The sequence below is a fragment of the Flavobacterium tegetincola DSM 22377 genome (assembly GCF_000425485.1).
Classification (GTDB): Bacteria; Bacteroidota; Bacteroidia; order Flavobacteriales; family Flavobacteriaceae; genus Flavobacterium; species Flavobacterium tegetincola.
On sequence record NZ_AUDN01000028.1, the window covers coordinates 1 to 16,162 of the forward strand.

Below are 16,162 nucleotides of genomic sequence, written 5' to 3' on the forward strand. Positions count from 1 at the left end.
CGATATTGGTTTTTGATACCAGAGGTCCACCGGCTTGGTATCTTGGCGTTAGCCAAAAGGCAAAGTCCCACCAAAATTAACTTGGAATGGGTAAGGGCACTGTGCTCAAAAGTGAAGGTAAACACTAAAAAATGATCCAGATTTTACTGCATAAAAAAAGAGGATCATCTAATCCTCTTGATATTCTTCAAAACGCTTTACGATAACTCCATAAGTGTTGACGGCATGTAATCGGTTCCGTTCAACACAGGTTTCATTGTTCGTTCTCCGAACGCAACGAAACCTTAGCTGGCAGCCGAAGCGTTTGGACGGGATTATCCACTCCTTCTGGTACTCAATTGCTTACTGATTTTTTATTTACACCCAAGCAGGATGTGTTTTCGCTTTTTGATGGTGTTCCTGTAGTGTCTGATTTTGGTGGAAGGTGTGATTTTACTGGTTTTCAATTGAATGCCCGTGCGTTTAAGAAGTCGGCTACTCATGTGGTGCTTACTTATTTTGTGGTGGATTATACTATCGATACTTTGGAATTTGTTCGCTATGTCGCACCGGAGCTTAGTGTTGCCAAAGCCAATTTGCCGGTTGCATTAGGTGCTTTTGAGGTTGCAAGCTTACCTCCTGCTTCTTCGTTTCGGATGGCTTATTTGGCGGTGCAGTTTTATCAACAGGGTAATGGTGGATTAGTGGTGTTAAAAGAACAGGGCATGACGGGGTTAAGGGGGTTGGGGGTTTGAGGGTTGTAGGTTTTGGGTAAAAGGTGTGAGGTGGAAGGTTTGGAACGCGGATTTGGCGGATGATGTTGGTTGGGTAGATTTTTGAAGGTTGTGGTTTATAATTGTTTTTTTTACGGCTCAGATAAGTCTTATTAAAAAATGACTACTTTACTTTTTACCCAAAAAATTATTGCTGTTTTAATTTTTTTTGGAATTTTACGTTTCATGTAAATTATATATTAGCATTTTGTACAGCTAATTGGGGAGTATTTATCGGGCGTGACACAGTAAGTACTATACATATATTTTTTATAGTTGTCTTTTTACGGTTTCCCGTATAAATTATTGATTTGCTTTCTGTATTATTGTAATCACAAAAATTAAATTAATGTCTCATCATTATTTCGATAACGCAAGTACAACAAAAGTAGATTCTAGAGTTCTAGAAGTTATGTTGCCCTATTTCACAGAGTTTTATGGCAATGCTTCTAGTAACCATGATTTTGGTAAGATATCCAAAAATGCTATAGACAAAGCACGAGTTCAAGTTTCGGAACTGATAAATGCAAATGAGAACGAAGTTATATTTACCTCAGGAGCTACTGAATCTATCAACTTTGCCCTAAAAGGATTTGTTGAGTCCAATTTTGAAAAGGGAAATCATATTATTACTGTAAAAACTGAACACAAAGCTGTCTTAGCCACTTGTGAATACTTAGAAACAAAAGGAATTGAAGTCACTTACTTAAATGTTGATAAAGAAGGTTTAATTTCTTTGAGTGAATTACAAAATGCCATTCGACCTGATACATTTCTGATTTCCGTAATGTATGCAAATAATGAAACGGGAGTTTTACAATCTATAAATGAAATTGGTAACATTGCAAAGGACAATGGTATTACGTTTTTCTGCGATGCCACACAGGCAGTTGGAAAGATTAAAGTTGATGTTGAAGCAGACCACATAGATATGTTGTGTTTTAGTGGACATAAGGTAAATGGTCCTAAAGGCATTGGTATTTTATTTAAAAAACAAAAAATTGAATTGACTCCTTTAATTCATGGTGGTGGACAAGAAATGGGTTTACGAGCTGGTACTTACAATACTCCATTAATCGTAGGACTAGGAAAAGCTTGTGAAATTGCTAAAAATGAATTTGAAAGCAATAATGATACAATAGAAAGCAGAAGTAAATTATTACTTCAAGAATTGAAGAGTATCAAAGGTGCTTCTATCATCGGTAATGAAAGTTCTAAAGTTGAAAATATTATTGATGTTATATTACCTGGTTTAGATTCCAATATATTTATATCTAAAGTTAACGATTTTGCCTTAAGTAATGGTTCTGCATGTACTTCTCAGATTATAGAAAGTTCACATGTCTTAAAAGCAATGGGATTAATTGAAAGTGAATGTAATCAATCGATTAGAATTTCATTTAATAAAGATGTAAGTGAAGGAAGTATTAAATTACTTATAGAAAATATTAAAGCCAAACTAAAAAACATGTAGTATGTTGAAGGATGTTAATTGGGCAGACCATAGAAATTATAAGACAGGTAGTGACAACGAACCGCTTCAGTTTTATCTAGATGCGTTATGCAGTAGTAAGTCATTTGATTTACTATTAGGTTATTTTAGCTCTTCAGCTATTAATGTTTTATCGTTAGGTTTTGCGAACTTCATTTATTCTGGAGGAAAAATGAGAGCAGTTATAAATAATGTAATATCTGAGCAGGATAAAAAAGCCATAACTAAAGGTCAAGAAAAAGAAGCATTTTCGACCTTATATGATTTTAATAATATAAGAGAGTTAAAAAATTCATTAGATGAATATGGCCTTCATTTTTTTGAATGTTTTGCATGGTTAATAGCCAATGATAAAATTGATTTGAAAATTATAAAACCGAAAAATGGGGTAGGAATTGCTCACTATAAATCAGGGGTTTTTAGTGATGGTGAAAATGCGGTCAGTTATAAATCGTCATGCAACTTTACTTACTATGGCTTTATTGAAAATCTTGAGGAATTAGAATGTCGGTTATCTTGGGAAGATGCTAGCTCTAAAAGATCGGTGGAAAATCAAGTTAGAGATTTTGAAACCATCTTTTCCGGTAATTCTGAGAATGTTGAATATTTAAATATTGTTGACATAAAGGCCGCGATTCTAAATAAATTTGGAGATAAAAATATTCACGACTTATTAATCCAAGAAAAAAGTCTTTTAAATAAAAGGGATGCGATTTTTAGTAATTCTAAAATCAAAAAATCTATTAAATTTGCTATTCAGAAGATAAACAAGTTTGATAAAATAGAAAAGACACCTAAGTTTCCCTACTCAGAAGGCCCAAGACCTTACCAAATTGAAGCTTATGATAAATGGACTGCAAATGGTAAAAAAGGCATTTTTGCTATGGCGACCGGAACTGGAAAAACACTAACATCATTAAATTGCCTCTTAAATCAGTATAAAGAATATAACTCATACAAAGCTGTAATTGTAGTTCCAACTATTGCGTTACTAAATCAATGGAAAGACGAATGCCGGAAATTTAACTTCAACAATGTTATTACGGTTAGTTCTCAAGAAAAATGGCCTCAAAACATTTCATTTCTTAATTCAGCTAGTAACTTTATAGATGTTTCATTTGTAATTATTGTGACTTATGCATCTTTTTATAGAAGTAATTTTCAAAGCCATTTTCAAAATTTACCGCAAGAGACATTACTAATTGCTGACGAAGCTCATAATTTAGGTTCATTAAATATTGCTAAGGTTTTACCTAAAATTCATTTAAGAAAAAGAATTGGACTATCAGCAACGCCTGACAGAAAATTTGATGAAATAGGAAACAAAAGTATTGAAGAGTTTTTTAATGATAAACCCCCATTTGTTTATAGTTATTCAATGGAAGAAGCAATGAAGATGGGGTGGTTATGTAAATATAAATATTACCCTCATATTGTTAAATTAACCGACATCGAGCTAGCCGAATATGTAAAAAAATCAAAACAGTTAATTAAATATTTTGACAATAAGACTAAGCGCTACAAAGAATGTAAGGAAGTAGAGATGTTATTATTGGAAAGAAAAAGAATAATTCATAAAGCACACAATAAATTAGATATTTTTAAAAAAATACTAGAAGACGAATTTGCTAGAAAAGGCAACTTAAAATATACTCTAGTTTATGTTCCCGAAGGTATTGAAGCTAATTATGATAGTATAGATGAATATGTAGAAGATCAGGAAGACATTAAATTAATAAATGAATATACTAGAGCGGTAAGCAGTACGGATAGTTCGATAATGGTTAAACAATATACCTCGAATACTAGTGATAGAAATGATGTGATTTTGGGGTTTCAAAAGGGGAAAATAGATGTTTTAACTTCAATGAAATGCTTAGATGAAGGAGTTGATGTTCCACGTTCTGAATTAGCCATATTTTGCGCAAGTACAGGAAATCCTCGGCAGTTTATTCAAAGACGAGGAAGAGTCCTTAGAAATCACCCTGACAAAATGTATGCTGTTATTCATGATTTAGTAGTCGTTCCAAATATTGATGATGAATCAACTTATGAAATGGAAAAAAATATGATTAAAAAAGAATTAGAAAGAGTAGTAGATTTTTCTGTTTTGGCAATCAATAAAATTGACACCTATGATGAATTAAAACCGATTCTTAATCATTACAATTTAAATTTATACAACACACCAAACGACTAATTACATTCAAATGGCAAGAAAAGACGAAATTTTTAATAGCTTTATTAAGCATGAACTCATAGCGGATAAATACAGTCTAACTGTCGACCAGATTCCTACTAGTTTAAAAGAAGGGCTTAAGTCAAATCATACAATCATAAAAACAATTGCGTTAATAGTAGAAAATTCTGAAGGAATTAGTCCAACTTCTGACAGAGCACTATATACTATGATTACTCAATTTTTAAGCGAAGCAACAACATGATAATAAAAGAAGTAATCATCGAAAATTATTTATGCTATTATGGTGTAAAAAAGTTCAGTTTGTCTAATGGACTAAATATTATTTTAGGAGAAAATGGAGAAGGCAAAACTAAATTCTTTGAAGCATTAGAATGGTTATTAAATGGCGACAATAATAATCTTGACCATTTGGTATCTAAAAAAGCACTTTCTGAAGTCGAAATTGATAAATCATTCAGAGTAAGGGTTGAAATTGTCGTTGAACAATATAATGAGATTAAAATACTTTCTAAACAATTTACAGTTAAGAAAAAGGAAGAAAACAGATGTAGTGTTGGAAACAGCATCCTCGCTGGAACTGAAGAGTCTAGTAATGGTGAACGGAATACTGTTGACGGACGAGAATTATTAGAGCAGATATTTCCTAGTCAAATTAGGAGATATTCTATGTTTAAAGGTGAAGAGGAATTAAATATTTTCGATAATGCTGATGCATTAATTAACCTCATTAACTTATTTTCGGAAGCAAAACACTATGAAAAATATGAATCGAAAGGAGAAAGTCTAAAGGTTTCTGCTGAAAAAGCTGTAGAACAAGCTTCCAGAAATAATAACAAGAATCAAGAACAATACAATAAACTCGATTTTGACATAAAATCACTTGAGTTTAGAAAACATGATAAGCTAACCTTTTTAGAAGTTACTAATAGCAACATTGAAAAAACTACTAAAAATATTCAAGAGGTTGAAAAATACATTAACAACGCTGAAGCTTTAGATATAATCAATTCGAGGATAAAAAAAATTGAGTCTGAAATTTCAAAAACCGAGCAACTCATTACAGAGAATTATACAACATCTTTATTTGATGAAGGCTGGATGCTAATGAACTTCGAAACAATACATAAGGAATTTGCAGATAAAGTAACGAATTTAAGTAAAGAAAGACGAACATTACAATCAGAATACGACAAACAAATTGGAATTAAAGAAGGTGAAAACCGAGTTAAATTATCGCTTTTGAACGATTTAGTTCCCCTTCCTATTGGAACGCCTTCTAAGGCAATTATGGAAGAAATGATTAAAGAGCATATTTGCAAAGTTTGTAATAGAGAAGCTGAGGAAGGTTCTGAAGCTTTGAAGTTTATGAATGAAAGATTGCAGCAATATCTTCAATCACAGAGCGATGACATTCCAAATGAAGAAATACCGGAAAAGCTTTATAAGCATAACTACATCAATAGACTAATAAATTTAAGCACAAATCAAGAAGACAATTTGTTCAAAATCAGAACTATTAATTCTGAGATTGAAGAATTATTTAAATTTAACCAAGCTAGAAAAGATGATTTAGTAGAATTTAAACATAAGTTAGAAAAAGAGCTCATTGATAGAGAAAGAATAATTGGTAATTCTGCAATTGGTTCAGAAAAATTAAGCGTTGTTCTTAAAGACTATAATAGTTGGCAAAGAGATATTAAGAACCTTAACATTGATCTAAATGGACTACAACTTGAAATTGATAAAATATCTTTACAGTTAAAAGATTTACAAGAACAGAAAGAGAAAATCGATTTGACCAATGTAAATAATTTCTTGATTAATACGCGAAACATTTTAAGAGATATTGATACCATTTTTAAAGATACAAAGACTAGAAAATTTGATGAATTCATTAGTCAATTAGCAGAAAAATCAAATCAAATATTTTCTAGGATAAATATTGATGCTTTCACTGGAACAATCGACTTTCGATTAATCAAAACAGAAACACGCGTTAGAGTTAAAATTCAACTATTAGATGAAAATGACTTTCCGTTTCCTGAAAACAAGTCACTTGAAACTTCAAAGCATATATCTGTTTTGTTGGCGATATCTGAGTTAACGAAAGAAGTGAAAGCAGAAAAATATCCTTTAATTTTTGATGCTCCAACTTCTTCATTTGGTGAAAGCAAAATGACTGAGTTTTTAAACCTAATTTATGAGGCAGAAAACCAGACCATTATTTTGATTAAAGATTATATCGCGAAGGATGAAAACAAAAACCTTTACATCAAGCCAGAATTTGAAAAAGTAAAACGAAATAAAGCATTTTGGGTTAGATTGGAAAGGCCATTTGACGAAAAAAACTTAAAGACTATTAATACCGAAAGAATAGAACTATAATTATGGAAAATTTATTTGACAAATGGAAAACCAAAATTCCTAAATATAGTGAGGAATTCAAAGAAACTTTATTTAAATCTTTATCAGAAAAATATGGAGCGGAAGGAGATAAAAAAGTAAGTCTCGGAAAACACTTTAGTACCAACTACGAGTTATACACTTATGCTTTCTTTTTAGGCCTTTACAGCAAGGAATATTCTCCAATACCTAACGGCGTGAAGAAAGTTGATTTTAGCCACCATATTCAACATTGGGGAAGCAAGACAACTGTGTCAGTTCGAAAAGATTTTACTAAACTACAAGAGTATATTTTTGCGGCTTTAATTGCTAAATCAGACGTTAATTTTATTGCTCTTGATAAAGGAGAAATATCGGAGGACGAGGTTGTAAAAGAATTGATTAGTACAATGGAAGCATATACCCACGGTGGATTGACTTTGATTAAAGAAAAACTAGATGATAATTCAGGCTATTTTTTAAATCCAACTTCTTTTTTAGATATGATTGTAAAATCAAAGCATGAAGAAACTGCCGAATAAAAAATGGTTAACCTCTAAAGAAACAAAATCCCTTTTAAAAATAAGTGATTGTAAACTAATGCACTTACGTTTAGAAGGGAATCAATTTTTTAAAGAAGTTGGAAAGTGAAATAATTACTTTTGTCGCTTTCTAACGAAATCAATAGCTTTTTCATCCATAAAAATAAAGCTTACACCATCTATTAAGACCAAAGTAAGCTCCTTGTTTTCAACTAATTTATAGACATGTTGACGGCTTAGTCCTTTAAGTAAAGCGAAGTTTGAAACGGTTAAAAGTTTTTCAGTATTTATATTCATATTTAGATTATGTTTGTTAATTTTATATTACATTTGTAATATAAAATTAACAACGTCATGAGTGAAACTATTTCTTACACCGCACAAAGCTACAAAAGAACAATCGACTACAATTCAAATTTTGTTTTAATTGGAAATAATATTGACGGTAGCGTAGATGTTGATCTAATAAGGTTTAATAATTTTGAAGAAGTAAAGTTAAAATTGAAAAGTATTCTTGTGAACCTTGAGTGTTTTGGGGAGTGGGACTTAAAATTATATCAAGTGCAGAAAAACTTTAAAATATCAAAGAAGTATGGTTATTATAAAGTTCCACGTTCAGGCAAACTAATCTTACGGCATAGCTATATGGACTACCAAATAAAAAGTTTAGACTTTTTCAATCACAAATTAGAAATTGTAGGTTCGCATATGGAAATAATTGAAAACTGGAACGCAAAGAGTAATGAAGATTTTTTAAATTATAAAATAGATATTGAAGTTATAACAATCCACTTTAATGAGCATGCAAAAACAGCCTAGCAAAAAATGGTTAACTTCTAAAGAAACAAAATCCCTTCTAAAAATAAGTGATTGTAAATTAATGCACTTACGTTTAGAAGGGAAAATAGAATTTAAAAAAGATGGAAGATCCTTTTTGTATTATCTTGATTCTTATGAAATAATATAAATTATAAATTTTGTTCTATTAAATTTTTTAAAGCAATTAACTTTGTTTTCCAAATAATAGAAGCAATTTCTCCAACTCTTTCTGTTTCATAATCTGGATACTGTTGTTGTATTTTTCTTTTTACCTTTGAAAAGCCGTAAGAAATATTAGTCCAAATTGAATCATCTGGAAATATTATTTCATCGTCAACTTTTTTTATTGGATAACATTTGTATAAATAATTTATTAGACCAACAAATGCTTCTATGCCTTGATTATTATATATGATATTTTGTTCATTATAAATGATGCCCTGCCAAAAGCTTGATGCGATTAATCCAAACTCTGAAATTTTATTATCATTAAGGATCTTTGCATTAATTGTGAATTTTTGGTCATTACTAAATAAATGTGTGTTTTCTAATTTTTCTATAATTAAATTAATAGTTTTTAGCCAAAGACTTGTAAATTCTGAAACTGTGGCTTCACTGACTTGATTTGATTGCAAGTGACTAAGAAGTTCTTTGTAATAATGTCTAAAAAATGCCTTTTGCCCAAGTACAGTAAAGCATAAATAATATTTATCATCTAATTGCTTAACCATTTCAGCTCGAAGATTATCCATTAGAACTTTCTCTTCTAAAATCCATTTTTTTGGATTTTTAACTATAATTCTATTTCTTTTGTCTTCACAATCAAAGATGGAATTATCTTTTAAAATTGTAATTGCTTTACTGTATGGATGAAATTCATTGAAAAACTTCACCATGCTTTTTGAATATATTGCTTCAAATGAATCTCTTGCAACATTCAGAACATTATAGTCCATATTAAATAATAAATCCTCTTTATCTTCAATATCTATTTGTTTTTCTATTAACTCTTTATATTTATCATGTGATACCTTTAACAATTCAATACCTTCATACTTTGTTTTAGTAGATATATTATTATCAACTAAAAACCTTGAGTTTAATGTATTTACAAATTGTCCAACTTTTTTAGCATCACGGAGATCTAAAATGGAAGCTAGATTTGATCCTTGTAAAAAATTATCTTCTATTAATTGTTGTAAAACTAAGACTCCTGTTAATAATGGAAAAGAATGTTTTAAATTTTCTGAATGCCAATCTACTAATTGTGGTGCTAAAAATTTTTCTTTTCTATTATTATTAGGATCATCATCATTTACGAGGCTCTGTACTATTAAAGAAGAAAGATCCTTGTCATCCATTAACGTTCTTCTAGCATTAGTAACAGGTTTAGCATTATAATTGATATCAATAAAAATTCTCCTAATAGCTTCCACTGGACTTCTACCTTCTTTATTTGCTTTCTTTGAAAGGTCCAAAAAAACTACATCTTGAGTGTGCTTTCCAATGAGCACTTTTTTTGACATCGCATATTTTAATGCTTCTAATCGATGTTGCCCATCTATTACGATTGCATAGATTTTTTCCTTGTCCCAACATAAAGGAAGTTGTCCTAGCCCTTGAAACCAGTCAAGTACATAAAATCCTTTTAAATCGCTTAAATTTTTAGAATTAATAAAATTTTTGTTTAGTTTCTCATTATACCCTCCTATGTTTCTTATGTGCTCTTTCTTTGTGTTATCAGTATCTGCAGAAATAGCAAATTCTTTAGATATTTCTTCGGATGACTCTCTTGGAACAATTGCAACGACTATAGGTGGGAAATATTTAACGTTATTAGATTGCATAAGAATAAAATTTTCAGCTATATCTTTTACTCTTTTTTCGTCAACATCTCTTTGAATGATAGAACTAACAGGCCATGATTTGTCTTCTGTCAATTTTTCAAAAACTTCAATATCGTTACACAATTGCGAAACATAAGCAGAACCTAAATATGTTTCAACACCTTCAAAATCAAATCCGCCTTTAATCACTTTGTATATGTTAGAAAAAATAACTCCATCGTTCGTTTGTGAAGATAAATCTTCGTTTAATAAATTTTCAATGTCTTCCATTATCCTGGTCTTTTTGTTAATCCTGGTTTTAATATTCTTTGAGCAATTTCTTCAAATATAGTATTTATATTATCTTCTAAATTAGATTCGATTACTTCATATGCAATTAAAACATCTGTTTGCTCGATTTTTAATTCACTTAAATGATTTAATATTTCAGAATTTTGTTCTTTAAAATGTTGCAATAAGCGTGTTTGTAAATTATTAGCCTTACCAATATAGAAAGGCTTTGTTAGAATAATATTTTTTAAATAATTAAGAAAATATTCCCTATTTGTTTGGCTTTCTTTTAAATATGCCAGCAATACTGTAGATTTATTGTTATTCAAACCTAAAACTTCACAATCTAAGCCTCTCTCCCTAACTTCAACAGAAAATTTGTATCCAGTTTTTGCAGATTCAGGTAAATTCAAGTTTATCGAACTGAAGTATTTAATCTTTTCTACAAAAAGATTAAAATTTTTATCTTCTAGATAAAAGCCTTTAAAAGGCCAGAAAAACCAATAGTAAACTCCGCTTTTTGTAGGTATATCAGTATAAAACTGAATATAATATTCTAATGTGTTTTTATTTGTAATATTATTAATATTCATCTATATGAAGCAACTAGCACAACCTTCTCCTTCAGCTTGCAAGATTTCATCTTGCCAGCTTGTGGTGGTTTTTGCGTTAGTTTTGTTTTTATGCATTCGTAAATAATGTTCTTTTTTGATAGCGTTTACACGTTCTGCTTTTTTTAGTTCTTGTAAAGGTTCAATTGTCCATGTATAACCTTCTTTTTCGTATTCGATAGCTTTTTCATATAGTGTTGGATGTTGTTCCAACAGCCAAACCCATTCTATTTTTTGTTGAAAGAAACAGAAGAAACATCCAGAACGACTTCTTGCATAGGATCCTTTTTTAACGTCGCCATCAATTTCAACTTGATATTCGATCGGTAAATAATAGGCTGGAATTCCTACTCCAGAATCATCTAATATTTTAAAAATATCATCAATACCTAACACCTCATCGTTATCAATCAATGAAAAGCTTTCTAATTTACCAACAGGATAATCAGTAGTTTTTAAAAACTCAAAAACAACTTTATTAAATAGTTTTACATCAGTATCTAATAAAGCATTCACTTTTTGTTTTTGCGTGAAACGTAGGGATATAGGTTGTTCAACATATTGAAGAATCATTTCTAATTGTCCTTTTGGAGCAATCAATTCATAGTGTTGCTTTACGAAATCCATATTAGAATTTGCAAGAAACTTCTTCATTACATCTTCGCTCCAAATATTCTTTCTAAATGGAAAAATAGACTGAATGTTTTCTTTCTTGGAAATATACCCTTCCCTATTTTCATCACCACGAATACCAACATAAGATATTGTTGGTGTATTACCAATTTCATTTTCGAAAGGCTCTAGCTTCATTTTTCCCGTACACCAACGAGCAGTTGCAGAAGGTAAATAACCTCCATACATCGCTAAAAAGTGGTCGAATGGATTTTTTTCAGGAGAATTTAATTCATCAATTGATTTATAAAGTCGAATGTTTTTACCTAAAACAGAGTTCAATTTATTTATTAAATCATACGTTTCTGTAAGTTCTTTTCCAGTATCGCAAGTATAGTATTCTACATCCACATCAGGATGTTTTCGGCTCATGTAAATTGCCAAAGCAGCACTGTCTTTTCCTCCAGAAATCCCTAATACATGTTTTATTTCACTCATCTCTTTAAATCTTCATTTAGTACTGTTGATAGTAACTCCATAAGTAATTGCTTTCGCTTATGAACATCTAAAGTAACTAATTTTTCTTTCAATTCTACTCTTACGCTTTCTAATTCTTTATTATAAGCATTGGAAATTATTATCTTTTCATTAATCATTGCTCCATTGTTTCCAAACAAACTTACTGAAACCATCTTTCTATCGTCGCCGGTATTAAACTCATGCAGTTCAGAAGCATTTATTAAACCTAATAAATAACTTTCTAAATTAGTCACTAGTAAACCTTCCTCCTCATCAATCATTTTATCAATGGACTTTCCAAGTGCAGCATCAGCAACTGATTTCAGCCAAGAAGCTCTATCATCTAAAGGAGAAACCAATCTTTTATAAAATATAGACTGTTCTTTGCCTAACAAACTTAAGTTTATACTATTTAACCTACCTTGGATTTCTAATTTGTAGGTTTCAAAGTCCTTCGACTCACAATGAAATTCTTGAATTATTTTATCTTCAATTCTATCTAGCAATGCATCATAAGCAGATCGTATTTCCCGAATAGCGTCTTGAATATGAAAAGTATAGGATTTTAAAATTTCTTCATCATCATTAACGGAAATAGAATGAAAACCTAAAGCACTAGGAAATTGATTAAATAAGGCGTCTTCTGGATCTTTGGCGGTCTTTATGGCTTCTCTTAAACTGATTGCTTTTGGAGAAAGTCTTTTTGTGTTTATAGTGTAATCATTCAATCCTCTAAAAAAACGCAAGAAGTTTCCAAAAATGGATAAAAACGTACTTTTATTTCCCAATTCATTGTCACCCACCTGCACAAGCTCCTTATAGCTTTCTAAAAGATTTACTTTTAATCCAGAAACATCGTAACTTTTGATAGAATAGTTTGTTGGTGACTTATGTATTAAATCTAGAACATCATCCGTTAAATAAGGGATAAACCCATTTGCTTCATGAAATAATGCAAAATCCTCTTTATGAATAATTAAAAAGGTCGGAATCCAAAAGTCAGTAAATCCTTTTTTTAATTTGAAAGGTGCCTTACTCAAAATCTCATAGAGTTCCCCTAAATTTCTCTTAGAGGAACTTGCCGAGTTGATAAATGCTATGCTTTCCTCCCATAAAGGAATAAATGATTTGTCAGTAGGCTTTTTAAATTCAAAGTGATTCAGTTTCGCATTTTTTGTATGAATCTCAGTATCTTTCAACAAAGTAAGATAAATTGACTTTTCAGGAGGAAATTTATCGCTTGGAAAACCTAAATTCTCTACGCTTTGGTAATTTAATAAATGACGTATAAAGGATTTTCTTGCTGTACTAATTTGAGAACTTACAAATTCCTTGTTAACCAACTCGTTTTTGAAATGAGGTGTTTTGCTATACTCGAAATTACATATTCTCGATAAATTTTCATTTAAGGCTTTTTTAGATTTTATATTTATGACAGCACCATTGTAGAACCATACATTTTGATCATTTGAAACAAATAAATTTTCTAATACAAAACTTTCTAACTGTTGCTTATGAAATTCTTGTTCTTTCAGCAACAATTTTTTTGCAACTATATCTTCGCCATGCTTATTTATCAGAAATTGTAATTTATTGATAGTAAATATTTCTTTGTATATTTCTTTTGAATTTTTATAAATAACAAATAAATTACTTCCTGCATTTTCAGATGCTTTTTTTATCTCTTTCTCTTTAAAAGTTGAATCAAAAACCAAGTTAATATATCCATCTAAAACACCTACTGCTGCTGCAATATTATTTAAGTCGGTTACAATTTTAAACTCAAAAAACCTTGGAGTTCCCCGTTCGAAAGAATTTTTCTTTACTAAAATAACTGGAAAATCAACTAAATCCGAAATTGCATCTGTAATTGAAAAATCGTGATTAATCTCTTTTAGAACATTTGCCAGTTCCTGATCAATATCTAAATCTGTTCCTTCTAAAAAATTAATCTTGTTACTGTGATTATAGAAACGAACAATACCTGCTTTATAAAGTTTATCGATAGAATTTTCTACTTCTAAATTAGTAAACTCCCCCGTGTGATGCAAGTATAATGAAATTGTATTCTCGTCAAAAAGACTACCTGATTTGGTAAATATATTTACTAAACAGATTGTTTTTAGTAATTCTTTTCCTAAATCATAATTGAGGCCATTTACAAGCTGTATTCTCTCTAAAGCTGCGAAACAAGTTTGCCATTGTGCTCTATGGGGATTGTTAAAACTGTATATTTCACTACCCAAAGTAGCAACTAAATAATCAAATACATTTGATACGGAATAGAATTTCCCTTTAAACGAATTTATTGAAATCGCACTATTGTCATTTAAGAAAGTAAATAGAGAACGCTCGTTTTGCCCATATCTTTGCAGCGCATTCACTAAAATATTAGCTGACAACCAATCTAGAGGGTATAACGATTTAGCTAAGTTTGTCGAACTAGAATCATTAAAATTAACGAGATTACTTTTCTGAATAGTTTTATTAAGTAGACTTAAATTTTGTTCTAATTTTTTAGGCAGCTCAAATTGCTGAAGACTTTCACTAGCAAAAAACAGTAATTGCTCAACGGGTTCATTAAAAAACAACTCAACAAAACGACCTTTAATTTTCTCCCACTCCAATTTTTCAGCTATATCAAGCGAAGCTGAGTAGGATATGAAGTTTTGATGTAAAGAAATAATGAAAAACACATTTTTAGCATCATCATTGGCCCATTCAGAAATTAATTGTAGTAAGTATAAATCATTACTTTCTTTATTCTTTCCTAAAAACTCTAAAAACTTTCCAAACTCGTCAATAATTAGTACTAAACCCTTATTGTTTTTAGCGGAGCTTAACCTTCTCTTTTCAAGCTCTTCAAGTATTTCTTTTGACGAACCTTGTTTTAATTTTAAGGTTCTTAATAGTGCTTCTGTAAGCGAAATATTATCCCCGACTAACTTTATAAAATCAAATGATTTTTTTTGTGACTCTAACGTATTGCTAAAATATATTTTCTCTCTTAAAAGATTTTTTTCTAAAGCCCATAGAAATGTTGATTTACCCGTTCCGTAATTCCCAATTATTGTAAATGATTTACTGCTTTTAAAATCACTATTAACTATTCTCTCATAAATTTGAACAGCATTTGGCGTAACAACATAATTCAAATCCTTTGATTCGTCTCTTAGAATATTAGTTGATATATTATTATATTTCATAGTAATTTCTCAGTAGGTTAGCTTGAAAGTTTTCCGTTATTCCTTTTATTTGAATTTGCCTAATGCCTGCATCACTCTTGTATACAAACTCAGGAAAAATTTCACACATTTGTATTATCATTTTATCCAGACCATCATTTGACAGACAAAAATATGACCCTAGCGTTTTTCTAATTCTATCATAGCTTATATCTTTACTTTCTTCTAATAAATCCAGTAAACAATAGGTAAATATTTCTATAGGCACATTGTTTCTAGTATCTCTATTTAACCTGTATACCGTTTCGCCAAAACTATTTTTTGCAGATAACTGCGATATCAAATTCAACTCTAAAAGCGGAGCGTTAAAATCATCTTCAATTGTCTTCAACGTTTTTACAGGAGCTGCATAAGATTTTACAAATGATTTGAAATCAGAAGCCAAAGTATTTCTACTTACCTCTCTTTCATTGTTATTTCGAAGTTTATTTTCAATAAATTGAATAATCTGAGATTCTGAGAATTCAAGACTTATTTTGTCATTAAAGTATTCAGAAAATATCAAGTAAAAAATACTGGCGTACTGCGTTTTGCAAATTTTATATTGCAGTAACCATAAGGTACCTTCGTCTTCGAGATATGAATCAAAAGGATTATCACCTAAAAACATTTCTTTTGTGAAGTCTAACAATTCATGATTCTCGTTTACTAAATCAAATGCCTTAAGCCAATGTTGTATAGATTGAACCATATTTTTCCCAACACCTAATTTCGAGATAGCCAAATCCGGCTTATTTAGCACGCTATACCCTTCAATATCAATTAGTTTAACACCTTTCAACAACCACTGTTGTCTACAGTGAAAAGTATCGTGCCCCGAAAATTTGAAGTGATTCATAAGTTACAATTTAGTAGTGCAATTTACAAA

The 16,162-nt window shown here is 30.4% G+C and carries 13 protein-coding genes; 7 read left to right on the forward strand and 6 right to left on the reverse strand.

The annotated features are described in order from the left end of the window. Positions 1-338 precede the first annotated feature (338 nt). From H602_RS0108260 to H602_RS0108285, 6 genes are all read left to right on the forward strand, one after another. Positions 339-734, forward strand: a complete 396-nt coding sequence (locus H602_RS0108260) for a hypothetical protein (protein ID WP_026977594.1) — start codon at positions 339-341, stop codon at positions 732-734. A 367-nt stretch (positions 735-1,101) separates the two neighbouring features. Further along, the gene (locus H602_RS18420) at positions 1,102-2,226 is read left to right on the forward strand and encodes a cysteine desulfurase family protein (protein WP_035759213.1); all 1,125 of its coding nucleotides are present in this window, start codon (positions 1,102-1,104) and stop codon (positions 2,224-2,226) included. A 1-nt stretch (position 2,227) separates the two neighbouring features. Continuing rightward, positions 2,228-4,444, forward strand: a complete 2,217-nt coding sequence (locus H602_RS0108270) for a DEAD/DEAH box helicase family protein (RefSeq protein WP_026977595.1) — start codon at positions 2,228-2,230, stop codon at positions 4,442-4,444. 10 nt (positions 4,445-4,454) lie between these two features. Continuing rightward, positions 4,455-4,688, forward strand: a complete 234-nt coding sequence (locus tag H602_RS0108275) for a hypothetical protein (RefSeq protein WP_026977596.1) — start codon at positions 4,455-4,457, stop codon at positions 4,686-4,688. Next, a complete protein-coding gene (locus tag H602_RS0108280; protein ID WP_026977597.1) occupies positions 4,685-6,832 on the forward strand; it encodes an AAA family ATPase in 2,148 nt (715 codons plus the stop codon). The genes H602_RS0108275 and H602_RS0108280 overlap by 4 nt, the downstream gene beginning before the upstream one ends. A gap of 2 nt (positions 6,833-6,834) precedes the next feature. After that, positions 6,835-7,371 carry a hypothetical protein gene (locus H602_RS0108285; protein ID WP_026977598.1) on the forward strand — a complete coding sequence of 179 codons (537 nt, stop codon included), beginning with the start codon at positions 6,835-6,837 and terminating at the stop codon, positions 7,369-7,371. Positions 7,372-7,485: 114 nt separating this feature from the next. Here the strand turns inward: H602_RS0108285 and H602_RS0108295 are convergent, their stop codons facing one another. After that, complete coding sequence (locus tag H602_RS0108295) at positions 7,486-7,668, reverse strand: hypothetical protein (RefSeq protein ID WP_026977599.1); 183 nt, start codon at positions 7,666-7,668, stop codon at positions 7,486-7,488. Between the two features lie 57 nt (positions 7,669-7,725). Between H602_RS0108295 and H602_RS18425 the strand changes: the two genes are divergently transcribed. Next, a complete protein-coding gene (locus tag H602_RS18425) occupies positions 7,726-8,190 on the forward strand; it encodes a hypothetical protein (protein WP_035759217.1) in 465 nt (154 codons plus the stop codon). 149 nt (positions 8,191-8,339) lie between these two features. On the opposite strand, the gene H602_RS0108310 is transcribed toward H602_RS18425, so the two are convergent. From H602_RS0108310 to H602_RS0108330, 5 genes are read right to left on the reverse strand one after another with little or no spacing between them, the layout of a single operon-like run. Continuing rightward, positions 8,340-10,307 carry a ParB N-terminal domain-containing protein gene (locus H602_RS0108310; protein WP_026977600.1) on the reverse strand — a complete coding sequence of 656 codons (1,968 nt, stop codon included), beginning with the start codon at positions 10,305-10,307 and terminating at the stop codon, positions 8,340-8,342. Then, complete coding sequence (locus tag H602_RS0108315) at positions 10,307-10,900, reverse strand: GIY-YIG nuclease family protein (RefSeq protein WP_026977601.1); 594 nt, start codon at positions 10,898-10,900, stop codon at positions 10,307-10,309. The genes H602_RS0108310 and H602_RS0108315 overlap by 1 nt, the downstream gene beginning before the upstream one ends. Further along, on the reverse strand, positions 10,901-12,028 hold the full coding sequence (locus H602_RS0108320; RefSeq protein ID WP_026977602.1) for a phosphoadenosine phosphosulfate reductase family protein: 1,128 nt from the start codon (positions 12,026-12,028) through the stop codon (positions 10,901-10,903). Continuing rightward, positions 12,025-15,255, reverse strand: a complete 3,231-nt coding sequence (locus tag H602_RS0108325; RefSeq protein WP_026977603.1) for a P-loop NTPase family protein — start codon at positions 15,253-15,255, stop codon at positions 12,025-12,027. The genes H602_RS0108320 and H602_RS0108325 overlap by 4 nt, the downstream gene beginning before the upstream one ends. After that, a complete protein-coding gene (locus H602_RS0108330) occupies positions 15,245-16,132 on the reverse strand; it encodes a DUF4007 family protein (RefSeq protein WP_026977604.1) in 888 nt (295 codons plus the stop codon). The genes H602_RS0108325 and H602_RS0108330 overlap by 11 nt, the downstream gene beginning before the upstream one ends. Between the last annotated feature and the right edge of the window lie 30 nt (positions 16,133-16,162).